Here is a 23,320-nt window from a genome sequence, read left to right as displayed (position 1 = left end):
ATGGAGCGGAGCACCCCGCCCGGGAGAGAATGCGTCGGACGCAGCGGGCCCCATGGGGCCTTAATAAATCCTTAAATGAGCCTGCCCAGCATGCAGACCCGGAGCCGGGGCGCCCACCGCGCTGCCGCCTGAGCACAACACCGGCGAGAACGATGTCAGCAGAGACGATTGCACCATCCGGCGCGCCAGCCCCGGGCAGCGCCAGCAAGCTGCCCGCCACCCTGCTGCTGGCGGTGCTCATCGGTATCCTGATCTTCGCCTTCCGCGACTCCCTGCACTGGATGTGGGTCAAGGACTGGCCGCGCGACGAGTACAACCACTGCTACCTGATCCCGTTCATCGCCGCCTTCCTGATCGCCACCCGCTCGCGCGAACTGGCGGCGGTGCCCTGGCCGGGCTCGCTCGCCGGGCTGTGGCTGGTGCTGCTCGGTTTCCTGCTGCTGCTGCTCGGCTCGTTGAGTTCGATCTTCACCATCGCGCAGTACGGCTTCATCACCGCCGTCTGGGGCTGCTTCGTCGCCGTCTGGGGCTGGCCGGCGGTGAAGCTGGTGTGGCCGGCGCTGTTCTACCTGGTGTTCATGGTGCCGCTGCCGGATTTCCTCGAGGTGAAGCTCACCGCAGGGCTGCAGCTGCTGTCCACGCAGATCGGCGTGGCGGTGATCCGCCTCGCCGGCGTGCCGGTGTTCGTCGAGGGCAACCTCATCGACCTCGGCAGCTACCAGCTGGCGGTGGCCGAGGCCTGCAGCGGCCTGCGCTACCTGTTCCCGCTGATGAGCTTCGGCTTCCTCTGCGCGGTGCTGTTCCAGGCGCCGGCCTGGCAGCGTGCCATCGTCTTCCTCTCGTCGGTGCCGCTCACGGTGCTGATGAACAGCGTGCGCATCGGCGGCATCGGCATCCTGGTGAGCCTCTACGGCTCGGAGCAGGCCGAGGGCTTCCTGCACGACTTCGAGGGCTGGGTGGTGTTCATGGCCTGCGTGGCCATCCTGTTCCTGGAGATGACGCTGATGGCGCGCCTCTCCGGGCGGCGCCTGCTGAGGTCGCTTCGCATGGACACGCCGCCGCTGGCCGAGGCCTGGCGGATCTTCACCGCGCAGGGCGCGCAGCGCGCCGGCTTCGTCGCCGGTCTCGCCGTGCTGATCGGCACCGCGATCATGGGTGTGGTCGAACAGCGCCAGGACCTGGTGCCGGCGCGTTCCAGCCTCGCCAGCTTTCCGCTGGTGCTCGGCGACTGGCATGGCAGCGAGATGCCCGTGGACCAGGTCTCGCTGGATACCCTGAAGGCGGACGACACCATCCTCGCGCTCTACCGCCGCGCCGACGAACACGCGGAAGTCAGCCTGTGGATGGCCTACTACAGCAACCAGCGCAGCGGCCGCGCCATCCACTCGCCGGCCACCTGCCTGCCTGGCGGCGGCTGGCAGATGCAGATGCTGCAGGCCGTGGAGATCCCCGACGTGCGTGCCGATGGCGGCCCGTTGCCGGTGAACCGCTCGATCATCGCCCAGGGCGGCGCCCGCCAGCTGGTGTACTACTGGTTCGCGCAGCGTGGCCGCATGCTCACCAACGAGTACCTGGTGAAGTGGTACATCTTCTGGGACGGCCTGACCCAGCGGCGCACCGACGGCGCCCTGGTGCGCGTCATCACCATGGTGGATGACGGGCCCGACGGCCTGGAGAAGGCGGACCAGCGGCTGCAGGCCTTCGTGCGCGCCCTCGACCCGAAGCTCGCCTACTTCGTGCCGGGGCGCGAAGCGGTGCTGCAGACCGCGAAGGCCGAGTGATGAGCCGCCCGGTCCTCGTGCACCTGGTGGCCGCGGCGCGCCCGAACTTCATGAAGGTGGCGCCGCTCTACCATGCGCTGGCCGCCGATCCGCTGTTCGCACCGCGCATCGTCCACACCGGCCAGCATTACGACGCCAACATGTCGGATGCCTTCTTCAGCGACCTGGGGCTGCCCGAGCCGCATCATCACCTCGCCGTCGGCAGCGGCAGCCACGCCGAGCAGACCGGCCGCGTGATGATGGCCTACGAGCAGGTCGCGCTGCGCGAGCGGCCGGACTGGACCATCGTCGTCGGCGACGTCAACTCCACGGCCGCGGTGGCCCTGGTCTGCGCCAAGCTGCTGATCCCGGTGGCACACCTCGAGGCGGGCCTGCGCAGCGGCGACCGCGCCATGCCGGAGGAGATCAACCGGCTGGTCACCGATGCCATCTCCGACCTGCTGTGGACGCCTTCGCCCGACGGCGACGAGAACCTGCGGCGCGAGGGCGTGCCCGCCTCGCGCATCGAGCGCGTCGGCAACATCATGCTCGACTCCTTCGAGCTGCTGCGCGCGAAGATCGCCGCCGACGCCACCAGCGCCGGCCTCGGCCTCGGCGGCCGCCGCTACGGCGTGGTCACCCTGCACCGGCCCTCCAACGTCGACGACCCGGCGACCCTGCGCGGCCTGGTCACGCAGCTGCAGGCGGCCGCCCGCTCCATCGACATGGTGTTCCCGGTGCACCCGCGCACGCGCAAGCAGCTGCGCGAGTTCGGCCTGCACGACGGCCTGGCGACCACGCCCGGCATCCGCCTGATCGAGCCGCTGGGCTACGTGCAGTTCATGGGCCTGGTCACCCACGCGGCCCTGGCGGTCACCGATTCCGGCGGGCTGCAGGAGGAGACTACCTACCTCGGCATTCCCTGCCTGACCGTGCGGCCCAACACCGAGCGGCCGGTCACGGTCACCGAGGGCAGCAACCGGCTGGTGAAGCCGGCGGCGCTGTTGGAGAATATCGGCAAAGCGCTCGCCGGCGACTGGCCGGCGGGGCGCAAGCCCGAACTGTGGGACGGGCGCACGGCCGGCCGCTGTGTCGCCAGCCTGCGTGCCCGCCTCGAGACGGCCCCGGCGGCCGCCATCAACGGAGTGTCCTGAATGAACCATGCATCGGCCCCGTCCACCCGCAACCCGCGTGCCCGCTGGCTGACCGCGCTGGCGCTCGGCGCGGCGCTCGCCACGCTCGCCGCCTGCACGCCGCCGGAGGAGCGCGCCGCCAACTACATGAAGAAGGCGGAGGAGCTCTTCGCCCAGGGCGACTACGTCAAGGCGAAGCTCGAGGCGGCGAACGCCGCGCAGATCGAGCCGAAGAACGCCAGGGCGCACTACATGCTGGCGGAGATCGCCGAGAAGCAGCAGGAATTCCGGCCGATGATCCAGCAGCTGCTGATGGCCGTGGACTCCGATCCGAACATGGTCCCGGCGCGCGTCAAGCTCGGCACGCTGTACTTCTTCGGCCAGGCCTACGAGCAGGCCGCCGAGCAGGCCAAGGCCGCCACCGCGCTGGCGCCCGATGACCCGACGGTGCGGGTGCTCAACGCGCGCCTGCTGCTCCAGGACAAGAAGATGGAGGAGGGCCGCAAGGAACTCGATGCCGCGCTGGCCAAGGACCCGGACCTGGTGGACGGCATCCTGCTGCGCGCCGCCATCGAGGCCCAGCAGGGCGACGCCGCCGCCGGCCTGAAGATCCTCGATGCCGGCATCGCCCGGCTCGCTGCCGAGGCCGCCAAGCCGCTGCGCCAGGTGCGCATCGCCATCCTCGCCCAGCAGAACCGCAAGGACGAGGTGGAGCAGGGCATCCGTGACCTGATCCGCGACTTTCCCAAGGAAGAGGAGCTGCAGTACCAGCTGGCGCGCTTCTACGCCGGCGAGGGCCGCATCGACGACGCCGAGAAGGTCATGCGCAGCGTCATCGCCACGGACCCCAAGGATGTCGACGCGCGCCTCGGCCTGGCGCAGTTCCTCGGCCAGATGCGCAGCCCCGAGGAGGCGGAGAAGGCGCTCGAGGCCTTCGTCGCCGAGGATCCCGACCAGCCCGAGCTGCGGCTCGCCCTCGGCCGGCTCTACGAGGCCACGCGCAAGCCCGATGCGGCGCTCGCCGTCTACGAGGAGCTGGCCAAGCGCGATCCGAAGTCCAAGGCCGGGATGTCGGCGCGGGTGCGGGTGGCGGCGCTGAAGATCGCCAAGGGCGAGATCGAGCCCGGCCGGGCGCAGATCGAGGCCGTGCTCGCCGACGAACCCGACAACCCCGAGGCGCTGCTGATCCGCGCCGGGCTGCGCGTGCGCGACAAGAAGTTCGACGACGCCATCGCCGATATCCGCACGGTGCTGCGCAAGGAGCCGGAGAACACCCGGGCGATGCTGCTGCTGGCCCGCACCCACACGCTGATGGACGACAAGGTCCTCGCCAAGGATGCCTACCGGCGCCTGATCGCCGCCGACCCGCTGAATGCCGATGGCCCGCGCGAGCTCGCGGCCCTGGAAGTGGCGGACAAGAACATCGACGGCGCCGAGCAGGTGCTGCGCGACCACCTGAAGAAGGCGCCCGGCGACCTCGATGCCGGCAGCCGTCTGGTGACGCTGCTCGGCTCGCAGAAGCAGTGGAGCGCCGCCGAGGCCGAGGCGCGCCGCATGGTGGCGCTGCCCGACGACAAGGGCGTCGGCTACTTCCAGCTGGCGCGCGTCATGCGCTCGCAGGAGAAGAACGCCGAGGCGGCGGACGCCTTCCGCAAAGCGCTGGAGCGCAACCCGCAGTGGACCCTGGCGCTGGAAGGCCTGGTCGGCACGCTCAACGCCATGGGCCGCAAGGACGAGGCGATGAAGGCGCTGAAGGACTTCCAGGCGGCCAATCCGCAGGACCTCTCGGCGAAGTTCCTCGAGGGTGGCGTGCGCGCCCAGGCCGGTGACAAGGTCTCCGCCGAGAAGATCTTCCAGGAGATCGTCACCGCCCAGCCCAAGGCCAGCATGGCCTGGGCGGCGCTGGCCAGCCTCGACAACGACGACCCGGCCGCGCGCATCGAGGCGTACAAGAAGGGTCTCGCCGCCAACCCCGGCAATGCCGAGCTCGGCATGCTGCTCGGCTCGGAGTACGAGCAGCAGCGTCGCTGGGACGAGGCCATCACCCACTACGAGGAACTGCTCAAGGCCAACCCGAAGGTCGAGGTGGCCGCCAACAACCTGGCCGCGCTGCTGCTGGACTACCGCTCCGACGCGGCGAGCTGGTCGCATGCGCTGGAGCTGGTCAAGCCGCTCGCGGAGACCACCAACCCCGCGGTGCTCGACACCATTGGCTGGGCCTATTACCGCAACAAGGACTACCCGAAGGCGGTGCAGTTCCTCGAGCGGGCGGTGGCCGGCGCCAGCAACATCCCCATGCTGCAGTACCACCTGGGCATGGCCTACATCGCCACCAACAACACCGCGGGCGCGAAGCAGTCGCTGGGCAAGGCCGTGGGTGACGGCAAGGCCGAGTTCCCCGGCGTGGTCGAGGCGAAGGCGGCGCTGGCGAAGCTCGGCGCGGGCTGAGGCCCGACCGGTCCGCGGCATCGTGCTTCATTGACAGGCCCGGGCGCAGGCGGCATATTCCTGCGCTTCCGGAAATCAGGCCCAGAGAGGCAATCATGAAGCTGATCCCGCACAAGAAGAGCCCGGCCGTGAGCCGGTGGCTCCGCGCCGAGACCGGTGAGCAGAAGCTGCGCTACAAGCGCATCGCCCACCGCATGAACGTGGTCGACGCGCCGAAGCGCGCGCGCCGCTATGCGGCCTTCCTCGAGCGCATCCAGGTGCGCGGCTTCAGCGTGAACTTCGACCAGATGCGGCTGATCCCGCCCGCCGAGCTGCCGCGCGAGCCGCGGCGCAAGCACCGCGTCGTGTTCTGAGGGATGTCCGGTCCCCTCACAGGCGTCAAAATCCTCGAGATGACGGCCGTCGTCCTCGGCCCCTGGGCCTGCCAGATCCTGGCGGACATGGGTGCCGAGGTCATCAAGGTGGAGCCGCCTCGCGGTGACAGCAACCGCACCCTGGGCGCCTCGCGCAGCAAGGGCATGTCGGCGCTCTATCTCACCTGCAACCGCAACAAGCGCAGCGTGGTGCTCGACGTGAAGCAGCCCGCGGCGCGTGCCGCGGTGCTGAAGATCGCCGAATCCTGCGACGTGGTGATCCACAACAACCGCGCCCAGGTCATGGACAAGCTGGGCCTGGCCTACAAGGATTTCCGCGCCGTCAACCCGAAGATCATCTACTGCGGCACCTACGGCTATGGCCGCAAGGGTCCCTACGGCAGCCGCGGCGCCCTCGACGACTCGATCCAGGCCATCAGCGGCATCGCCATGCTCAACGAGATGGTGCTCGGCGAGCCGCGCTACCTGCCCACCGTGGTCGCCGACAAGACCACCGCCATGGCGGTGGTGCAGGCGGTGACGGCGGCGCTGTTCAGCCGCGAGCGCACCGGCCGCGGGCAGGAGATCGAGGTGCCGATGTTCGAGACCATGGTGTACTTCGTCATGGCCGAGCATCTCTGGGGCATGAGCTTCGAGCCGCCCATCGGCACCGCCGGCTACACGCGCCTGATGAGCTACCACCGCAAGCCCTACAAGACGCTGGACGGCTACATCGCCATCCTGCCGTACCTGGACAACCACTGGGAGACCTTCTGCAAGGTATCCGGTCATCCCGAGCTGATCACCGATCCGCGCTTCCGCACGCTGAACAGCCGGGTGACCAACATCGACGACACCTACAGCGAGACCGCGAAGATCATGGCCACGCGCAGCACCGGCGAGTGGCTGAGGATCTTCGGCGAGACCAGCGTGCCGACCAACGCCGTCAATTCGCTCGAGGACCTGGTGCGCGACCCGCACCTGCAGGCGGTCGATTTCTGGCAGGAGGTGGATCACCCCACCGAGGGCCGGCTGCGCATGACGCGCTTTCCCTACACCTTCTCCGAGACCCCCGCCGACGTGCGCCGCCTGCAGCCGCGCCTCGGCGAACACAGCGTCGAGGTGCTGCGCGAGGCCGGCTGCAGCCAGGCCGACATCGACGCCATGCTGGAATCCGGCGCCACGCTCCAGGCCTGAGAAAAAGAGAAAAAGGTGTCAGACTTATTTAAGAAAAGGTGTCAGACATATTTTTGGAAAAGGTGTCAGACATATTTTTCACGTGACGCGCGAAAAATATGTCTGACACCTTTTCCAAAAATATGTCTGACACCTTTTCTTAAATAAGTCTGACACCTTTTTCTGACACCTTTTTCTTTTCTTACAGGCCGTAGATCCGCACGACGTTGTCGCGCATCAGCTTGCGGCGTGCTTCGGGCTTGAGGCCGAGGGCATCGATGTCCTCGACGGTGCGCTTGAAGGGCAGCACCGGGAAGTCGGTGCCGAAGATCACCTTGTCCTGCCCCTGGGTGTTGATGTAGCGCCGGAAGCTCTCCGGCCAGTACTTCGGCCGGTGCGCATCGCTGCCGATGTAGACGTTCTTGTGTTTCCATGCCATGGCGATCATCTCCTCGGTCCAGGGGATGCCGACGTGGATGCCGATCAGCTTCAGCTCGGGGAAGTCGCAGGCCACCGCATCCAGGGTGATCGGCCGGCCGACGCTGCGGCAGGGAAAGTCCGGCGCATAGATCATCGACTGGCCCACCTGCATCTGGATCGGCACCCCGAGCTCGCAGCACTTGGCGTAGAACGGGTAGTACTTCGCCTCGTCGGGCGCCAGCTCGAACCAGTGCGGATAGAGGTGCGCGCCGATGAAGCCGTCGTTCTTCACCGCGGATTCGAACTCCCGCACGCCCTTCATGCCGGTGAACGGGTCGATGCCGGCCAGCGCACGGAAGCGGGTGGGGTGCCTGGCGACCGCGCGCGCCACGACGTCGTAGGGCATGTGGTAGCAGCCCGGCAGCCCGGGACGGCCTGAGCGCGCGGCCACGAGGAAGGCGATCTCGATGCCCGCCGCATCCAGCTGGTCAATCATCGCCTCGAGGCTCAGCGGGTTGGCGATGAGGTTCTGGTCGGCATTCATCTTCCCGGAGAAGAACGAGGTGCCCCAGTTCGGGCGCTTGGAGAGCGCCTCCTCGGTCCAGATGTTGACGACGGCGTCGATCGCCTTGTAGTCCGCGCTCTGCGTCATGGCCGGGTTCCTGAGGAAAATCGGGGCGCACAGTTTACCCATCTGGCGCTTTCCCTGCCGGGCAGCCTCGCCTAAGATGAGCGCGTCTGAGGGGTGGCTGACGCAGCCTGAGACCCGCGAGCCGGGAACCCTTTGAACCTGATCCGGTTAGTACCGGCGTAGGAACAGGACCGTACCCGATGCCCTTCCGCCCTGATCGCTTGCTGGCCGCCGCCGTGCTGCTGGCTCTCGCCACTGCCGCCGCCGCCGGGCCCGGCCCCGCCGCCGGCCTCGAGGAAATCGTCGTCACCGCGCGCCTGCGCCCGGGCGAAGCCCTGCGCGAGGTGCCCGCCAGCGTCGCCGTGCTCGACGCAGCCGCGGTACAGGCGCTCGCCCTGCAGCATTTCGAGGAGCTCGGCGCCGCGGTGCCGAACCTCGGCTTCTCCGGCGAGGGCGCCCGCGCGCGCTATTTCCAGGTGCGCGGCAGCGGCGAGCTCGAGCAGTACGAGGGCGCGCCGAATCCCTCTGTCGGCTTCGTCATCGACGACGTGGATTTCTCCGGCATCGGCGGCATCGCCACCACCTTCGACACCGCGCGCGTGGAAGTACTGCGCGGCCCGCAGGCCACGCGCTACGGCGCCAACGCCCTGGCCGGCATGATCTACCTGAGCTCCGTGGCACCCACCGCCGAGCCCGACGCGCGGGTCGAGACCCTGGCCGGCAGCGACGGCGCCCGCGGCATCGGCGCCGCCGGCGGCGGGCCGGTGCCCGGCACGGGCGAGGCGCTCGCCTGGCGCCTGGCCCTGCAGCAGTTCCGCGGCGACGGCTTTCGCCGCAACGCCTACCTCGGCCGCGATGACAGCGCGCGGCGCGACGAGCTGACCGGCCGCGGCCGCCTGCGCTGGCATCCCGCGCCAGGCTGGCAGGTGGATGCCACGGCGCTGTACGTCGACATCGACGACGGCTACGACGACTGGTCGATCGACAACGGCTTCACCACGCAGTCCGACCAGCCCGGCCGCGACGCCCAGCGCAGCCGCGCCGGCTCGCTGCGCGTGACCGGCGATCTCGGCACGGCCGCGAGCCTGGTGAGCATCACCGCTACGGCCGACTCGGACATCCGCTTCGGCTTCGATGCCGACTGGGGCAACCCCGCGCTCTGGGCGCCCGATGTCTACGCCTACACCCAGCTCACCGACCGCGAGCGCGACACCCTGTCGCAGGAACTGCGGCTGCTGTCGGGCCCGGACGGGCGGCTCTTCGGCCGCGTCGACTGGCTGCTCGGTGCCTATGGCCAGCGGCTCGAGGAGGACAACCTCGTCACCGACCACGGCCTGCTCGACCTCGACGACGCGGCCTGTCCCGCGCCGCCGGATCCGGGCGCCGCCTTCTGCGCGCCGCTGGCCACCGATCGCAGCGTCACCAGCCGCTACCGCGCCACCAGCCTGGCCCTGTTCGGCGAGGTCTCCCTGCCACTCGGCAGCGCCACGCGCCTGGCGCTCGGCCTGCGCGGCGAGCGGCGCGAGGCCCGCTACCAGGACCAGCTCGATGACCGCGCGGCCGCCGTCACCGCCAGCAACCAGTTCGCGCCCACCGACCGCCTCTGGGGCGGCGAGCTGACCCTGACCCGCGAGCTCGGCCCGCTCGCCACCGTCTATGGCCGCGTCGCCCGCGGCTACAAGGCCGGCGGCTTCAACCCCGGCCTGGCACGCACCGATTTCTCGCAGCCGGGCCTGCAGGTGTCGCGCGAGCAGATCGAGTTCGGCCCGGAGGCGCTGTGGAACTACGAGATCGGCACGCATCTCGGCGATGCCGATCTCTGGCTCGACGCCAGCCTGTTCTGGCAGCAGCGCGAGCGCATGCAGGTGCGGGTGCCGATCCAGCTCAGCGCCGGGGACCCGAACACCTTCATCTTCCTCACCGACAACGCGCAGGCAGCGCGCGCGCTCGGCGCCGAGGCGCAGCTGTCCTGGCGGCTGGGCGCGTCGCTGACGCTGCGCGCCGGCCTCGGCCTGCTCGACACCGAGCTGCAGCGCTTCGCCACCCGCCCGGAGTTCGAGGGCCGCGAATTCCCCCACGCGCCGCCGCTGAGCTGGTCGGCCGGCCTGCTCTGGCAGGACGGGGCAGGGTGGTTCGCCAGCCTCGATGCCAGCGGACGCGGCTGCTATGTCTTCGATTACGACAGCAGCACCGGCGGCGACCGCAAGGCGCCGGCCGCCGAGCTGTTCAACCTGCGCGCCGGACGCCGCTGGGACCACTGGGAAGCCGTGTTCTGGGTGCGCAACCTGTTCGACGAGACCTGGGTGACCCGCGGTTACTATTTCGGCAACGAGCCGCCCGATTTCCCCGCCAGGCGTTATCTCCGCCTCGGCGATCCGCGCCAGGTGGGTATCGGGCTCGCCTGGCGGATGTGACCGCCACCCGTTTCCGAGGAGAGCAGCATGCGCATCACCGCCGAGATCAGCCTGTACCCGCTCAACGAGCAGTTCGTCACCACCATCACCGAGTTCATCTTCCACCTGCGCCGCCAGCCGGGGATCGAGGTCATCAGCAACCAGATGAGCACGCAGCTGCGCGGTGAGTTCGCCGCCGTCACCGGCGCGATCGACCGCTGCATGCAGGCGAGCATGGCTGGCCCCGGCGCCATGGCCTTCGTCGTCAAGTACCTGAACGCGGACCTCGCCATCGGCTCGGCGCCGGGAATCGATGGCGCCGGCCACTGAGCCGCTGGGTCCAGCCGGCGGGCAGATCCTCGCGCAGGTCGCGGCGCTATGGCCCTGGGAGGCGCTCGCCGTGGTACTCGCCATCGCCTACCTGCTGCTCGCCATCCGCCAGAACATCTGGTGCTGGGCGGCGGGCATCGCCAGCACGCTGATCTACCTGCTGCTGTTCTTCCGCGCCGCGCTGTACAGCGAAGCCGTGCTGCAGCTCTTCTACATCGGCGTCTCCGTCTACGGCTGGCTGCACTGGGCGCGCCCGGCCCGGCCGCTGCCGGTGACGCGCTGGCCCCTGCGCCGGCAGGGGCAGGCGCTGTTGCTGGTCCTCGCGCTCGGCCTCGCCAACGGCGCGCTGCTCGCCGCCTGGACACCGGCGGCGCTGCCCTACGCCGATGCGCTGGTCGCCTGGGCCTCGGTGCTGGCCACCTGGATGGTGGCGCGCAAGCTGCTGGAGAACTGGCTGTGGTGGTTCGTCATCGACAGCGCCTCGATGTGGATCTACGCGCAGCGCGGCCTGTGGCTGACGGTGCTGCTCTTCGGGCTGTACCTGCTGCTGATCCTGCGCGGTTACCGCGCCTGGCGCCGCGATCTCGTGGCGCAGCCCGCATGACGCCCGAGGCGGCACTGCGCCGGGCAGGCTCGGGCCGGCACGGACTGCGTGGCCTGCGCCTGCTGCACCGGCTGCACGCGGGTCCGCTGAAATCGAGCTGGCTCGCCGGACGTGGCGCCGAGCGCTTCGTCTTGCGCATCGACGAGCCGCTGGCCGCGGGCTTCGCCCCCGATCGCGGCGTGGAATTCGCCGCCTGGTCGGCGGCGGCCGCCGCCGGCATCGCACCGGAGCCGCTCCTGCTCTGGCCGGGCCCGCCCGCGGTGCTGGTCACGCGCCATGCCCCGGGCCGTGCCTGGCGCGCGGCGGAGCTGGCGCTGCCCGGGCGCATCGAGACGCTGGCCGGGCTGCTGCGGCGCTTGCACGAGTCACGCCTGCCGGGCCAGCCGCTGGACCTCGAGGCGAGCCTCGACGGCTATGCGCGGCGCGCGGGCGGCCGCCATGCCCGGCAGCTCGCGCGCGCCGCGCGGCGGCTGATGGCGGACTGCCTGCAGGGGCCATCCACGCTGTGCCACCACGATCCCATCCCCGCCAATGTCGTCGGCCTGCGCAAGCCGCTGCTGATCGACTGGGAATACGCCGCGCTCGGTGACCCGCTGTTCGACCTCGCCGTCCTCCTCCAGCACCACCGCCTGCCGGCGGCCCTGGCCGGGCGGCTGACCCGCGCCTATTTCGGCGCCGCGGCGCGCGTCCCCGTGGTGCGGCTGACGCTCGCCCGCCGGCTCTACGACCATGTCCACTGCCTCTGGCTGCTGGCCCTGGCCGTGGCGGCGCCCCTGACCCCCGCGCAGCAAACCCAGCTCGCCACCGTCACCCGTCGACTAAACAATAAGTTGGAGTGAATTCCGGTGCCGGTGTTACGGTTCGGTTGGGAGTTGCCGACCAGGTGGGTCGGGAGGGTGCGCAGGGCGGCACCGGGGCGCGCGGGCGTTATGTCCAAAACGGCTTGCTGGCGGGCATTCGCGTTTGCTAAGTTGCTGTCCAAGAACAACTCCAAGCGCGCTGGCCGATGCCGGCTGCGCCGCAGGTGAAGGGGGATGGCAACCATGAGTTCGCTGAAGTTCACGCGTTTCGCGGGGCTCTGCGCTTCGCTCGCGCTGTCCGTTTCCGCCCAGGCTTCGTCGCTCTCGTTCTACCTCGATCAATCCAACGTCCTCGCCGACGGCACCAACTACCTGCGGGTGGATGTGGCCGATGGCGCCGGCGGAGCCATCGACTTCACCGTGCAGGTGCTCGGCCCGCTGACCGGCATCGCCGGCAGCAACTTCGGCATCCAGTCCTTCGCCCTCAACGTGGTCCCCGGCGGTGACGCCGAGGCCATGGACATCAGCGGCCTGCCGCAGGGCTGGAAGGCGGTCAACGACCGTCGCATGGATGGCTTCGGCCGCTTCGACATCAAGCTGCGCGGCAAGGGCAACGCCCGCCTGGAAACGCTGACGTTTTCGATCACCGGCATCGACGGCGACACCCCGGAGGACTACGCCATCCTCTCCACCGGCAAGAGCCCGCAGGGCCACGAGTTCTTCGCCGCCCGCGTGGCGGGCTTCCGCAGTGGCGAGTGCGACTCCGGCGGCTGCGGCTCATGGGACGACGACGACAACATGAGCCCGCGCTTCGCGATGCAGACCTTCGGCAAGGGCGGGCACGACTGGTCCCGCATCTGGCGCCACGACTGGCGCGGCCACATGGACCACCACTGGGACGGTGACTGGCTGCAGGATTGCATCACCAGCGGCTTCTTCGGCGGCAGCACCGCCGTGCCGCTGCCCGGCGCCGCCTGGCTGTTCCTGACCGGCGCCGCCGGCATCGTCGCCCGCGCCCGCCGTCGCCGCACCTGAGCCGGGGCGCAACCCGAACACCAACGGGCCTCGGTCGAGGCCCTTAATCGGCCCTTAATTCTCCCTGCCAACACTGCATTGCGCCGGCTCCGGCCGGCGATGCATGGGCACTGCAAGGCCGCCGAGACGGGCGCGCCGCGATAGTGCTATATTTCGCCCCGTCGCCCCAACGGGCTGGCAGATACCAAGCAGGACAGCAAGTTACATCATTTTTCTGGGCGGCTGGTCACATCGCCACGGCGGCCTGTCCGCTAGACTCCGCCGGCACGCTGAGTAGAACACCCAGAACCCGAACCGGCGACAACCATCCCAGGGAGCACCAGGCCGCGCATGGCTTACGACATTCCCCTTCCCGAGGACGACTCGAAGAGTCTCCAGGATTACATGGACGCCCTGCGCCGGCGTGGCGGCACCGCCCTGAAGGCGGCGGCCGCGCTGCTGGTGCTGGGCCTGCTGGCCATTTTCCTCTGGCCGAACCGCTACCTCTCCAATGCGACGATCCTCATCGAGGATCCGGAGATCCCGCCCGGGCTGGTGCCGACCACGGTGACCACCATGGCGGCGCGGCAGATCCAGTACATCAACCAGCGCGTCATGACGCGCACCAACCTGCAGCAGATCATCGAGAAGTTCGACCTCTTCCCGAAGGAACGCAAGTACCTGCCGACGCTGCTGCTGGTCGAGGACGTGCAGAAGGATATCCGCATCGACGTCATCGATGCGCCGCTGGCCGAGCAGGCAGGCGGACGGCCGATCAACCAGACCATCGCCTTCACCGTCGGCTTCGAGCACGAGAACCCGGCGATCGCCCAGAAGGTGGCCAACGAGCTGGTCACCCTCTACCTCGGCGAGAACGTCCGCGCCCGCACCGAGCAGACCGCCGAGACCAGCCAGTTCATGCAGGCCGAGGTGGACCGCCTCGACGGCCAGGTGCGCGAGCTGGAGAGCCAGATCGCCAGGGTGAAGCAGGAGAACAAGGGCTCGCTGCCCGAGGAGAGCGTCTTCAACCTGCAGATGCTGCAGCGTTCGGATGCCGACCTCATGGAGATCGACCGCCAGATCAAGGACATCGAGCAGTCGAAGATCATGCTCGATGCGCAGCTCGCGCAGCTCGAGCCCATGGCGCCGGTGATCATGCCGGATGGCCGGGGCATCGCCGCGCCGGCCGACCAGCTGCGCGCCATGGAGAGCCAGCTCGCTTTGCTGGAGGGCCGCTACAGCCCCGACCACCCCGACGTGGTGCGCATGCGCCGCGACGTCGAGGCGCTGCGCCAGGAAGTCGGCGAGAACGTCAGCCCGAACGACACCGCCTCGCGCATCACCAGCCTGCGGGCGCAGCTCGCCAAGGCCCGCGAGCGCTACAGCGCCGACCACCCCGAGGTGCTGACGCTGCAGCGGCAGATCCAGACGCTGGAGGGCAAGCTGGCGGCCGAGCCGCCGGTGTCCGCGCGCCGCCCCTCGCGCGAGCCGACCAACCCGGCCTACATCCAGGTGCAGGCGCAGCGCGCGGCGCTGGATTCCAAGGCAGCCGCACTGCGGGACGAGCGCGCCAAGGTGCAGGCGAAGATCGCCAGCTACGAGCACAACGCCATGCAGACCTCGGACGTGGAGCGCCAGCTCTCCGCCCTGCAGCGCACGCTGGTGACCACCGCCGAGAACTACCGCAACGCCAAGGACCGCCTGTTCGCCGCGAAGATGGGCCAGGCGATGGAAACCCAGGCGAAGGGCGAGCGCTTCACCCTGGTGGAGCCGCCGAACATGCCGCTGGTGCCGGCGAGCCCCAACCGCCCGGTGTTGCTGGCGCTGCTGCTGGTGCTGGTGCTGGCGGTGGCGCTCGGCTGGCCGCAGGTGGCGGAATCCCTCGACGGCTCGGTCAACAGCGCGCGCGCCATCGAGCGCGTGCAGGGCTCGCCGCCGCTCGCCGAGATCCCGCTGATCCAGAACAGCGGCGACCAGGCGCAGAAGCAGAAACGGCGGATCACCGCGCTGGTCGTGGTGCCGGCGGTGCTGGCCGTGGTCGCCGTACTGATCCACTTCTTCATCATCAACCTGGACGTGGCCTGGTACGTCGCCCTGCGACGCCTGGGCATGTGATGGCGTAGGACTTCCCATGGAACGGATTCGCAAGGCACTGGAACAGGCGGGGCGCGAGCGCGCGCAGAACCTCGGCACCGAGCCCCGGCCGGGCGCCGCCGGCGGCAACCCCGCGCAGGACCTTTCCACCGGCGTGCGCTACACGCAGACGCGGATCGTCGACGTGCCCGAGCAGGTGCTGCGCGACAACCGCCTGGTCGCCGCCGTCCCCGGCCACGAGCTCTCCGACGCTTACCGCATGCTGCGCACGCGCGTGCTGCAGACCCTGCGGGAGAACCACTGGACCTCGGTGGCCGTCACCGGCCCGGCCAGCGGCTGCGGCAAGACGCTGACGGCCATCAACCTCGCCATCAGCCTGGCGATGGAAGTCACGCACACCGTGCTGCTGGTGGACCTCGACCTGCGCAAGCCCTCGGTGCACCAGTACTTCAATTACCAGCCGGAGCTGGGCCTGAGCGACTACCTCAAGGGCGAGGTGTCCGTCCACCGCATGCTGTTCACGCCGTCGATCGAGCGCCTCGTGGTGCTGCCGGGACGCGAGCCCATCCAGAACTCCTCCGAGATGCTGCGCTCGCCGAAGATGGTGGCGCTGGTGAACGAGATCAAGCACCGCTATCCGGACCGCCTCGTGGTGTTCGACCTGCCGCCGATCCTGGCCGCCGACGATGCGCTCGCCTTCGCCCCCTACACCGATTCGATGCTCATGGTGGCCGAGGCGGGCGGCACCTCGCGCGAGGACCTGCAGAAGGCGCTGGAGGTGCTGAAGAGCGCGCCGGTGATCGGCACCGTGCTCAACAAGGCCCACGCGCCCCGCGGTGGCTACGGCTACGCCAGGCAGCGCGCCTCGCTCGCCAGCGAGTAGGGACGGCGCCAGCCGCGGCCGGTTACACGGGATGTACGAAAGCTTCTACGGCCTCAAGGAACGCCCCTTCGCGCTGCTGCCCGATCCCTCGTTCCTCTACATGTCCAAGCGCCACGCCACGGCGCTGACGCTGCTCCAGTACAGCATCCAGAACCGCCAGGGCTTCACCGTCATCACCGGCGAGGTCGGCTGCGGCAAGACCACGCTGATCAACCGCCTGCTCGACGAAGTCGGGCCCGAGCTGCGCGTCGGCCTCATCAACTTCACGCACAACAACTTCGGCGAGATGGCCGAGTGGATCATGATGGCCTACGGCCTGCCCTACAAGGGCAAGACCCAGGTCGAACTCTACGACGACTTCGTGCAGTTCCTCATCCGCGAGTACGCCGCCGGCCACCCGGTGGTGCTGATCGTCGACGAGGCGCAGAACCTCGGCGTCAAGGGCCTGGAAGAGATCCGCATGCTCTCCAACGTCAACGCCCAGAAGGACTACCTGCTGCACCTCATCCTCGTCGGCCAGCCCGAGCTGCACGACCTGCTGAAGAAGCACGAGCTGCGCCAGCTCACGCAGCGCGTCTCCGTCGCCTACAACCTCGCCCCCTTCAGCTTCGGCGACGTCGCCGCCTACATCGCCCACCGCATGAAGGTCGCCGGCGGCAGCCCCGAAGTCTTTGCCCCCGAGGCCGTGCGCCTCATCGCCGCCGCCAGCGACGGCATCCCGCGGCTGGTCAACACGCTCTGCGACCTGTGCCTGGTGTATGGGTTCTCGGCCGAGCAGGCGCGCATCGAGGGCGCAACGGTGCGGTCGGTACTGCGGGACCGGGTGCGGATGGGGTTGCCGGTGGGGTCCGCGAGACGGCATAGGATCTCACCAGCCAATAGCGAATCGCCGGGATAAACCCTCGGACTGTCAGTGATCGAGGTACTAGGCGCTCTTCGGCAAATCAGGTTCACGCGATGACAAAGCCGGGGACACTGTCCCGCAGCTTTCTGTGGGCCACATCAGGTACCGTCCTCCAAACAGGCGCACAACTCATCGCGCTCGTCGCACTGGCTCGCCTGTTGACGCCCTTTGAGTTTGGGGTTGCAACGATTGCGACGCTCGTAACGCAGCTGTGCCTCGCCTTCTCGGAGTTCGGTGTTGCGCCGTTCATAGTTCATTCGGCAACTCTCTCGCCGTCGTTGCTTGGCTCCGGATTTCTGCTGTCCTGCCTCTTTGGAATTGGCGTTGCAGTCGTAGTCTGGCTTATGGCGCCGCTCCTGGGTCAGCTAACTGGAGTGGAAGTCCTGATCCCAGCTATCCGTGTCCTTTCCGTTGTCTTTCTCATTCGTGGCTGGTCAGCTGTTCAGGAATCTTTATGTCAGCGCGAGTTAGATTTTCGCTTCTTGGCGCGTGTGGATGGCTGGAGTTTCGGTATTGGATACGCGGTGGTTGCAGTGGGGTGCGCGATGTCAGGGCTATCCTATTGGTCCGTGATCATTGGTCAGATTGGTCAGGCAGCCATAAGGGCGGCCTTGTTGGGGGCTAGGCATCGAAATCTTTCTGCGCTACCAAGCAGTTTCGCAGACGGAAAGCAGATCTTGAAGTTTGGTGTCGGGCAAACCTTTGCACGCTTTGGCAGCTACGTTGGCAGTCAGGCCGATAGCTATCTGGTTGCGGCCTTTATCGGTGTTGTTTCAACTGGGCACTATGGAAGGGCTAACCAACTAGTCACGATGCCCTCCTTCTATATAGGCCAGGTCTTCGATAGGTTTGTATTTCCAGTCATCGCCAGATTGCAGGGTGACACAATCCGGCTTCCCAAGGCCTACCTCATGGCTGTTAGTGGTGCTTCCTTGATAAGTGTTCCAATGGCGGTCCTTACTTGGCTTTTCGCAGATGCGGGTGTGAGTGTGATCCTTGGAAAGCAATGGAGCGCGGCTGTCGCAGTTGTCCAAATTTTGGCGCTGGCGGTTCCATTTCGAATGCTCCATAAGGTAGCGGACCCGACAGCGCGCGCCCTCGGTGCGACATACACGCGAGCATGGCGGCAGTGGTTGTTCGCAGCCATGGTGTTTTCGCTTGGATTTGTACTTCTGAGCTTGGGCATTAACGGTGTTGCATGGGCCGTTGTTGTCTCAACAATGCTCGATGCAATGCTCATGACGTACCTTTGTTGTCGGCTGGCAGACGTCTCAATCGCAGAAGTTCTTCGCGCGCTTGTGCCGGCGACGCGGATAGGAATGGCGGCGCTAGTACTCGGAGGAGCAACGCATGCGGTGGGTGTGGCCATTGATATTGGAAGTGCCGCGGTGCTGTTAAGTGGCGTTGGAATTGGAGGGGTGCTCTTGGCATTCGTTTTCAGCAAGAATACGGGAGTGCTTCTGGGCAGGGACGGGGAGCAATTGATCAGTGTGGTGCGATCCGATATACGAAGTGCACTGAGATAGAGTCTTGGAGTAGCGGGCTAGCCGGTATGCGAGTCGGTAGGATGACGGTTTATTGGACAAGACGCACGATCACCAAAAGCGTAGCGCTTGGTATTGCGGGTTCGCTGCTTGGTAGGGCACGTGCGGTGCTCAGCGCCGAGGGGGCAGGCGTCTCAAGGGAGTTCGATATCTCGACCTACGATTCAATTCTCCTTCCGCGAGAGCATGGGCAATTGACTAGCTCTCTGGCGCCGATCTTCCGGCGCTATCCATCCAGAGATCATTGCATGCAGATGGCTGCCTTCTTCAGTGCGAAGAAGGGATTATTGGTGTTCTCCAAGGATGCCGACGGCCAGTCATCTGATTGGGCAATTTACCCAAGGCGCAAGTTGAGAATTACCTTTCATGGTAAGACGCCAGAAGTCGAGGCAGTGGAGATTCCACCCACCATTGAGGCTGCTGCTGCTGTTTATAGAGAGTGGGCGCTTAAGCAGACGTGGGCCAGCTGGACGAAGGCGCACAAGAATGACTTTAGCTGGTGTGTCGTGGCCTCTAGCCCAGATTCGGATGTGCAAGGCCGCTACCTCGACGAGATATATGCGGACTTCCCGCGACCGATCGGCGTGTGGTTTACCCAGTATCGGCGACATGCATTCGATACGATGTACCCCGATTATCGCGCCAGAGATGAGGGCGGTTTCGGGCTGCTCATGCGCCGGGCTCGTGCTGCAGGAGCTGTTGCGCTGCCATACGTAAATGGTTTGCTTTGGGATCAGCGATTGGAGTCATTTCGAGCGATTGGTAATCGTGTCGCTGTTCGAGGGCGGTTTGGTGGCCTAATTTCATACAGCAACACACTTCAGGACCTTTGCTACGCGTGCCCGGCCTCGCCAGAATGGCGAGAGATCATACGGAAGGCGAGGGGCGCACTCAATGACCTAGATGGGCAGCGGGCAGGCGGTATCTATCTAGATATGGTTCTTGCGACACCCCCATTGGTTTGCTGGTCTGACCAGCATGGCCATGAACCAGGCGATCCGAATGCGTGGCAGCAAGGCATTCGGGAACTTCTCGGAGAAATGGCTGGTGTCGTAGTGAGTGAAGGCTGCGCTGAGGTGTATCTGGACAAGACAAGTTACGCTCTGATGCATCTGTATTCGCAGTCCAGCGATTCTGTTCCGCTGTGGCGAAGAGTATACGGCGCAGGTCCGCCTTCTCTCGGTTGGAGTCTTCCGACAGACGTATCAGTGGCTCGTCTGCAGGGTGAGCTGGGTAGGATCAGGCAGTTCGGCACGGCTGCTATGGGGTCGCCGTGGATGACAAAAATACCAGAGCAAACGCTGATGACTTCCGGTGTAAGGCGGTTATTGCATGATGAGCTAAGGCGGTCGCATGAGACGTCTGGGGCGGGTTGAAGAGGAAGGAGTTGTGCTTGGCAGTGGTCGAAAAACACAAGTTGGAATGAGCGCCCCAATCAATACGATTAGGACGCGACACGGGAGTGATGGTGGGAAGCTTACGCTAGGCATCTTCCTGGCTGTAGTGGGCATGTTCGCGATGAGTCGCGCTTCATGGGGCTCGGCGACGACAAGTTGCATGATATTGGCGATTCTAGGTCTTGTTGCATCGTCATTCGTACTGCTGGAGCGATCTGCTGATCCGTTGCATCCAGTCGCGGTGGCGGTCTTACTTTACGCTGTCAGCATGGCTGTGGCGCCTTTATGGCTTGGTTCGTTTTACGGCAGCGAAAGGCCTGCTTATGGGGCAGCCAATGATGAGGCCCTTACGTGGGCGGCTGTCCTTGCTTTGGTTGGTATGCTCGCATTGCTGGCGGGATATTCACTCGTTCGCTTGGGGAGTGGCCGGTCAAACCGAAGCGGCCTTGCTCATTGGGACCTTTCGGGGAAAACCAGAACATTCATGCTTGGTGCAGCGGTGGTCCTCGGTGCACTTGGAGTTGTTTGCTATCTCACTCTGGTGATGAAGGGTGGTGGCACTAGTTACTTTCTGCAGTACAACCTAGGTCGAGCGGACATCTTTCGTGGAATTTATGGCGGCTGGTTCTGGGGCGCGATGCTGATGTTCGCGGCCCTTGGCCTGTTTGGCGTATGTATGATCCACAACCACCCGTGGTGGTGTCTCACGATAGCGTTAATGATGTCAGGAGCATTTTTTCTGTTTCAGGGCAGAGACTTGGTAATTGCTCCGCTATTTTGCTGGTTGACGCTATTCCACTATGGTCGCCGCCGATTCCGGTGGCAGGCCATCTTGGCTGGAGGTGTTCTCCTAATTGTGGTTAGTGCATTTGTCGGCACGTATCGGATGACCGCCAATACGAAGGTGCGGGCAGATTGGGGGCAGATGACGGAATACTTCTACGAGAACCTTGATTTGCAGATTGTGCGGGTGGTTGCACAAAATATCGAGCAACTGGATTCAGTCGCAATAGCAGTGCGGTATGTAAGGCATGGTGGAGAGCTACTAGGGCCATTGGCGTTGCTCAATTGGATTGAGCCAATTGATAGACAATTGTTTGGGGATTCCATCCCGACAATTGAAACGGGTCGGTTCATGGACCTGCTCGTGTACCCTGAGCATGTAGGATGGAATACAGCACTGAGTCCCTCACTGATCGGAGAGTTGTATATCGCGCTTGGTCTTGGAGGAGTTCTCATCGGAATGTTTGTGTATGGGGCGGTGCTCGCAATGATGCAGCGGTGGGTGGATAACAGATTTCATGCGCCTGTGCTGTTCGCGGCATACCCATTTGTCTCGTACATGATCTTCAAAATGGTAGTAGATGGAACGGGACAGCTGTTTCGGTTAGTTCTCATACTTGCGGTGGTGTGGGCCTGCGTGTGGATGGCGCCCATTCGGCGCACGAGGTCTTTCGATGTCTAGTGGGCATGTACGGTTGTTGGTGATTTTGAACCACTCTGTCTTTCCATCTGGATCGATTAGAAGACTGGAGGTGGCAGAGGTTGATCTGGTATCGGATCTTGCAGCGCATTTTGATGCGACTGCCATCGCGGCATTTCATGAGTACGCTGACAATTCGAGCCTGTCCGGGCAATTGTCCGTAGACGCGCTGCGCGTGTGGGATCTGGGAAGCGTATTACCAGGAGGAAAGGGTCTGGGCGGGGTATTCAGGTATCTCACCGCTATCATCCGCTTGGTCGTGATTCTTCCCAGATATGACATTGTATACATCTTCTTTCCCGGGACGCTCCCGATCATTGCGGGCCTTCTGTGCCAACTGCTGCGGCGTCGCTACGGCCTGTACGTCCGAGGGGCATGGATGTCCAGGGGGGAAGAAGAAGGCTACTTCACGGGCGTTGTGCTCGGTGGTGCGAATTTTGTCGTAGCGACTGGAGAAGGATTTCGCCAGCGGCTAGTCCGCAAGTGTAGGCGGGTCGTAAACGAAGTACCGTTGACCCTATTTAAGCCTGGCATCAAGCCGCATCCGCGCGACTTTGCATCGCCTCGGCTGAGTTTGATGTTCGCCGGCAGATTGGTGGAATCAAAGGGGGTCTTGGACATTGTGAGGGCGGTGGGCTTGCTGACATCTAAGAAACGGCTTGATGTCAGGCTGGTGGTGGTGGGTGGCGGATTGAGGGAGGAATCAGAGGCAGTAGAAGCGTTGGCGAGTGAGTGCGGTGTGCGAGATCGTCTAACGCTGCTCGGGCATCAGTCCGCTGATGAAATGATACATTGCTATTCACACGCAGATGTCTTTGTCTTTCCGTCTTACTATCCTGAGGGGTTCCCCCGAGTTCTCTACGAAGCGATGATGTTCCGTATCCCGATCATCACAACGCCGATGCCTGGTGTGCTGGGATTCCTTGAGGATGGGAAGAATTGCGTATTCTGTCCGCCGAGATCGCCGCACGAGCTGGCGGAAGCGATCGCCCGTCTCGGCGCTGATCGGTCGCTCATGAGCAGGCTCGCGAGCTGTGCGGCGTCGGATGTAGATCAGCTTTTTCGAGGATTTGAGCATAACAGCCATGCCGAGCAGGTTCGTGCGCTGGTTGTCGATGCTGGACGATAGACGGAGTCTCGGAACGATGGGTTCGAAAATCGACCGGGCGATCGAAGATGTGGCGGCCATGTTTCCATTTCCCGGCTATATGGATTCGCAAGCGCGGGGGAAGATGGCGTACAGAAGTATCGCTGGAGTTGCGGAACAGTTCATCACACCCGGATCCCGTATCCTCGACTTCGGCTGTGGCCCGTGCGATCACGCAGCCGTATTGCAGCGGTTGGGCTTCTCCTGTGCTGGTTACGATGATCTTGGCGATGGGTGGCATCTGAGGGATGGCAACCGGGAGAGGATTATGAAGTTTGCCGCGGCGACAGGAGTTGACCTGCGGGTGGCAGATGGCGGGCCGATACCGTTTCCGGAGCAATCGTTCGATGTCATCATGCTCAATGACGTCCTGGAGCATCTCCATGACTCACCACGGGAGCTACTTTGCGATCTGCTGAGGCTCGCGGTTCCCAGCGGGTTACTACTGATCACCGTTCCAAACGCCGTGAACATTCGTAAGCGATTAGCGGTTCTGTGTGGCAGGACGAATCTTCCGCCGTTCGAAGATTACTACTGGCAGGAAGGGCGATGGCGAGGCCATGTGCGCGAGTATGTCCTTGGCGATCTGGCGCACCTTGCGCAGTACCTGCAAGTGGAGATCATACTTCTCCGCGGGTGCGACCATATGCTCGGTAGGGTTCCCGATTGGGCGCGCGCGGCTTATCTCGCTGTTACGCGACTGTTCCCTGGCTGGAAGGATTCTTTGATGTTGCTTGGGCAAAAGAAGGACAACTGGCATCCGCAACGTCAAGGACGGGTTGTCCGCGCTGGGTCGTCTGATTAAT

The 23,320-nt window shown here is 65.4% G+C and carries 19 protein-coding genes and 1 riboswitch; of the genes, 18 read left to right on the top strand and 1 reads right to left on the bottom strand.

Annotation, left to right across the window (positions count from 1 at the left end; all coding sequences use genetic code 11):
- The first annotated feature begins 152 nt into the window (after positions 1–152).
- The 5 genes from xrtD to HRU81_07900 all read left to right on the top strand — a co-directional run bounded on the left by xrtD (position 153) and on the right by HRU81_07900 (position 6,891).
- Entirely contained in the window at positions 153–1,781 is a 1,629-nt protein-coding gene (gene xrtD, locus HRU81_07920) for a VPLPA-CTERM-specific exosortase XrtD (GenBank protein QOJ32027.1), read from the top strand.
- Positions 1,781–2,914 carry a UDP-N-acetylglucosamine 2-epimerase (non-hydrolyzing) gene (wecB, locus tag HRU81_07915; GenBank protein ID QOJ32026.1) on the top strand — a complete coding sequence of 378 codons (1,134 nt, stop codon included), beginning with the start codon at positions 1,781–1,783 and terminating at the stop codon, positions 2,912–2,914. Before xrtD ends, wecB begins: the two co-directional genes overlap by 1 nt.
- Complete coding sequence (locus HRU81_07910; protein QOJ32025.1) at positions 2,915–5,341, top strand: tetratricopeptide repeat protein; 2,427 nt, start codon at positions 2,915–2,917, stop codon at positions 5,339–5,341.
- A 95-nt stretch (positions 5,342–5,436) separates the two neighbouring features.
- Positions 5,437–5,694, top strand: a complete 258-nt coding sequence (locus HRU81_07905) for a hypothetical protein (protein ID QOJ32024.1) — start codon at positions 5,437–5,439, stop codon at positions 5,692–5,694.
- Between the two features lie 3 nt (positions 5,695–5,697).
- Positions 5,698–6,891: a CoA transferase gene (locus tag HRU81_07900; GenBank protein ID QOJ32023.1), complete on the top strand. Its 1,194-nt coding sequence runs from the start codon at positions 5,698–5,700 to the stop codon at positions 6,889–6,891.
- 181 nt (positions 6,892–7,072) lie between these two features.
- Here the strand turns inward: HRU81_07900 and HRU81_07895 are convergent, their stop codons facing one another.
- The gene (locus HRU81_07895; protein QOJ32022.1) at positions 7,073–7,942 is read right to left on the bottom strand and encodes an amidohydrolase; all 870 of its coding nucleotides are present in this window, start codon (positions 7,940–7,942) and stop codon (positions 7,073–7,075) included.
- Between the two features lie 79 nt (positions 7,943–8,021).
- Positions 8,022–8,124: riboswitch (TPP riboswitch) on the top strand.
- On the opposite strand from HRU81_07895, the gene HRU81_07890 reads away from it, so the two are divergent.
- From HRU81_07890 to HRU81_07830, 13 genes are all read left to right on the top strand, one after another.
- Entirely contained in the window at positions 8,122–10,335 is a 2,214-nt protein-coding gene (locus HRU81_07890) for a TonB-dependent receptor (protein ID QOJ32021.1), read from the top strand. It overlaps the preceding riboswitch by 3 nt.
- Positions 10,336–10,362: 27 nt before the next feature.
- Complete coding sequence (locus HRU81_07885) at positions 10,363–10,644, top strand: hypothetical protein (GenBank protein QOJ32020.1); 282 nt, start codon at positions 10,363–10,365, stop codon at positions 10,642–10,644.
- A complete protein-coding gene (locus HRU81_07880; protein QOJ32019.1) occupies positions 10,628–11,248 on the top strand; it encodes a nicotinamide mononucleotide transporter in 621 nt (206 codons plus the stop codon). The genes HRU81_07885 and HRU81_07880 overlap by 17 nt, the downstream gene beginning before the upstream one ends.
- On the top strand, positions 11,245–12,087 hold the full coding sequence (locus HRU81_07875; protein QOJ32018.1) for a phosphotransferase: 843 nt from the start codon (positions 11,245–11,247) through the stop codon (positions 12,085–12,087). The genes HRU81_07880 and HRU81_07875 overlap by 4 nt, the downstream gene beginning before the upstream one ends.
- A 204-nt stretch (positions 12,088–12,291) precedes the next feature.
- Positions 12,292–13,083 (top strand): hypothetical protein, encoded by a 792-nt coding sequence (locus tag HRU81_07870; protein ID QOJ32017.1) that lies wholly within the window; start codon positions 12,292–12,294, stop codon positions 13,081–13,083.
- A 330-nt stretch (positions 13,084–13,413) separates the two neighbouring features.
- On the top strand, positions 13,414–15,177 hold the full coding sequence (locus HRU81_07865) for a hypothetical protein (protein ID QOJ32016.1): 1,764 nt from the start codon (positions 13,414–13,416) through the stop codon (positions 15,175–15,177).
- Between the two features lie 16 nt (positions 15,178–15,193).
- Positions 15,194–16,039 (top strand): AAA family ATPase, encoded by an 846-nt coding sequence (locus HRU81_07860; protein QOJ32015.1) that lies wholly within the window; start codon positions 15,194–15,196, stop codon positions 16,037–16,039.
- A 31-nt stretch (positions 16,040–16,070) separates the two neighbouring features.
- Entirely contained in the window at positions 16,071–16,937 is an 867-nt protein-coding gene (locus HRU81_07855; protein QOJ32014.1) for an AAA family ATPase, read from the top strand.
- A 59-nt stretch (positions 16,938–16,996) separates the two neighbouring features.
- Entirely contained in the window at positions 16,997–18,469 is a 1,473-nt protein-coding gene (locus HRU81_07850; protein QOJ32013.1) for a lipopolysaccharide biosynthesis protein, read from the top strand.
- A gap of 41 nt (positions 18,470–18,510) precedes the next feature.
- Positions 18,511–19,863: a hypothetical protein gene (locus tag HRU81_07845; protein QOJ32012.1), complete on the top strand. Its 1,353-nt coding sequence runs from the start codon at positions 18,511–18,513 to the stop codon at positions 19,861–19,863.
- On the top strand, positions 19,841–21,349 hold the full coding sequence (locus HRU81_07840) for an oligosaccharide repeat unit polymerase (GenBank protein QOJ32011.1): 1,509 nt from the start codon (positions 19,841–19,843) through the stop codon (positions 21,347–21,349). Before HRU81_07845 ends, HRU81_07840 begins: the two co-directional genes overlap by 23 nt.
- Positions 21,350–21,419: 70 nt before the next feature.
- Positions 21,420–22,496 (top strand): glycosyltransferase, encoded by a 1,077-nt coding sequence (locus tag HRU81_07835; GenBank protein QOJ32010.1) that lies wholly within the window; start codon positions 21,420–21,422, stop codon positions 22,494–22,496.
- Positions 22,453–23,319, top strand: a complete 867-nt coding sequence (locus HRU81_07830; protein QOJ32009.1) for a class I SAM-dependent methyltransferase — start codon at positions 22,453–22,455, stop codon at positions 23,317–23,319. The genes HRU81_07835 and HRU81_07830 overlap by 44 nt, the downstream gene beginning before the upstream one ends.
- Position 23,320 lies beyond the last annotated feature (1 nt).

This window comes from Gammaproteobacteria bacterium (assembly GCA_015709695.1).
In the GTDB taxonomy this organism is placed as follows: Bacteria; Pseudomonadota; Gammaproteobacteria; order Steroidobacterales.
The sequence above is the reverse complement of the archived record's forward strand: the minus strand, read 5'-3'. Positions and strand labels throughout refer to the sequence as shown.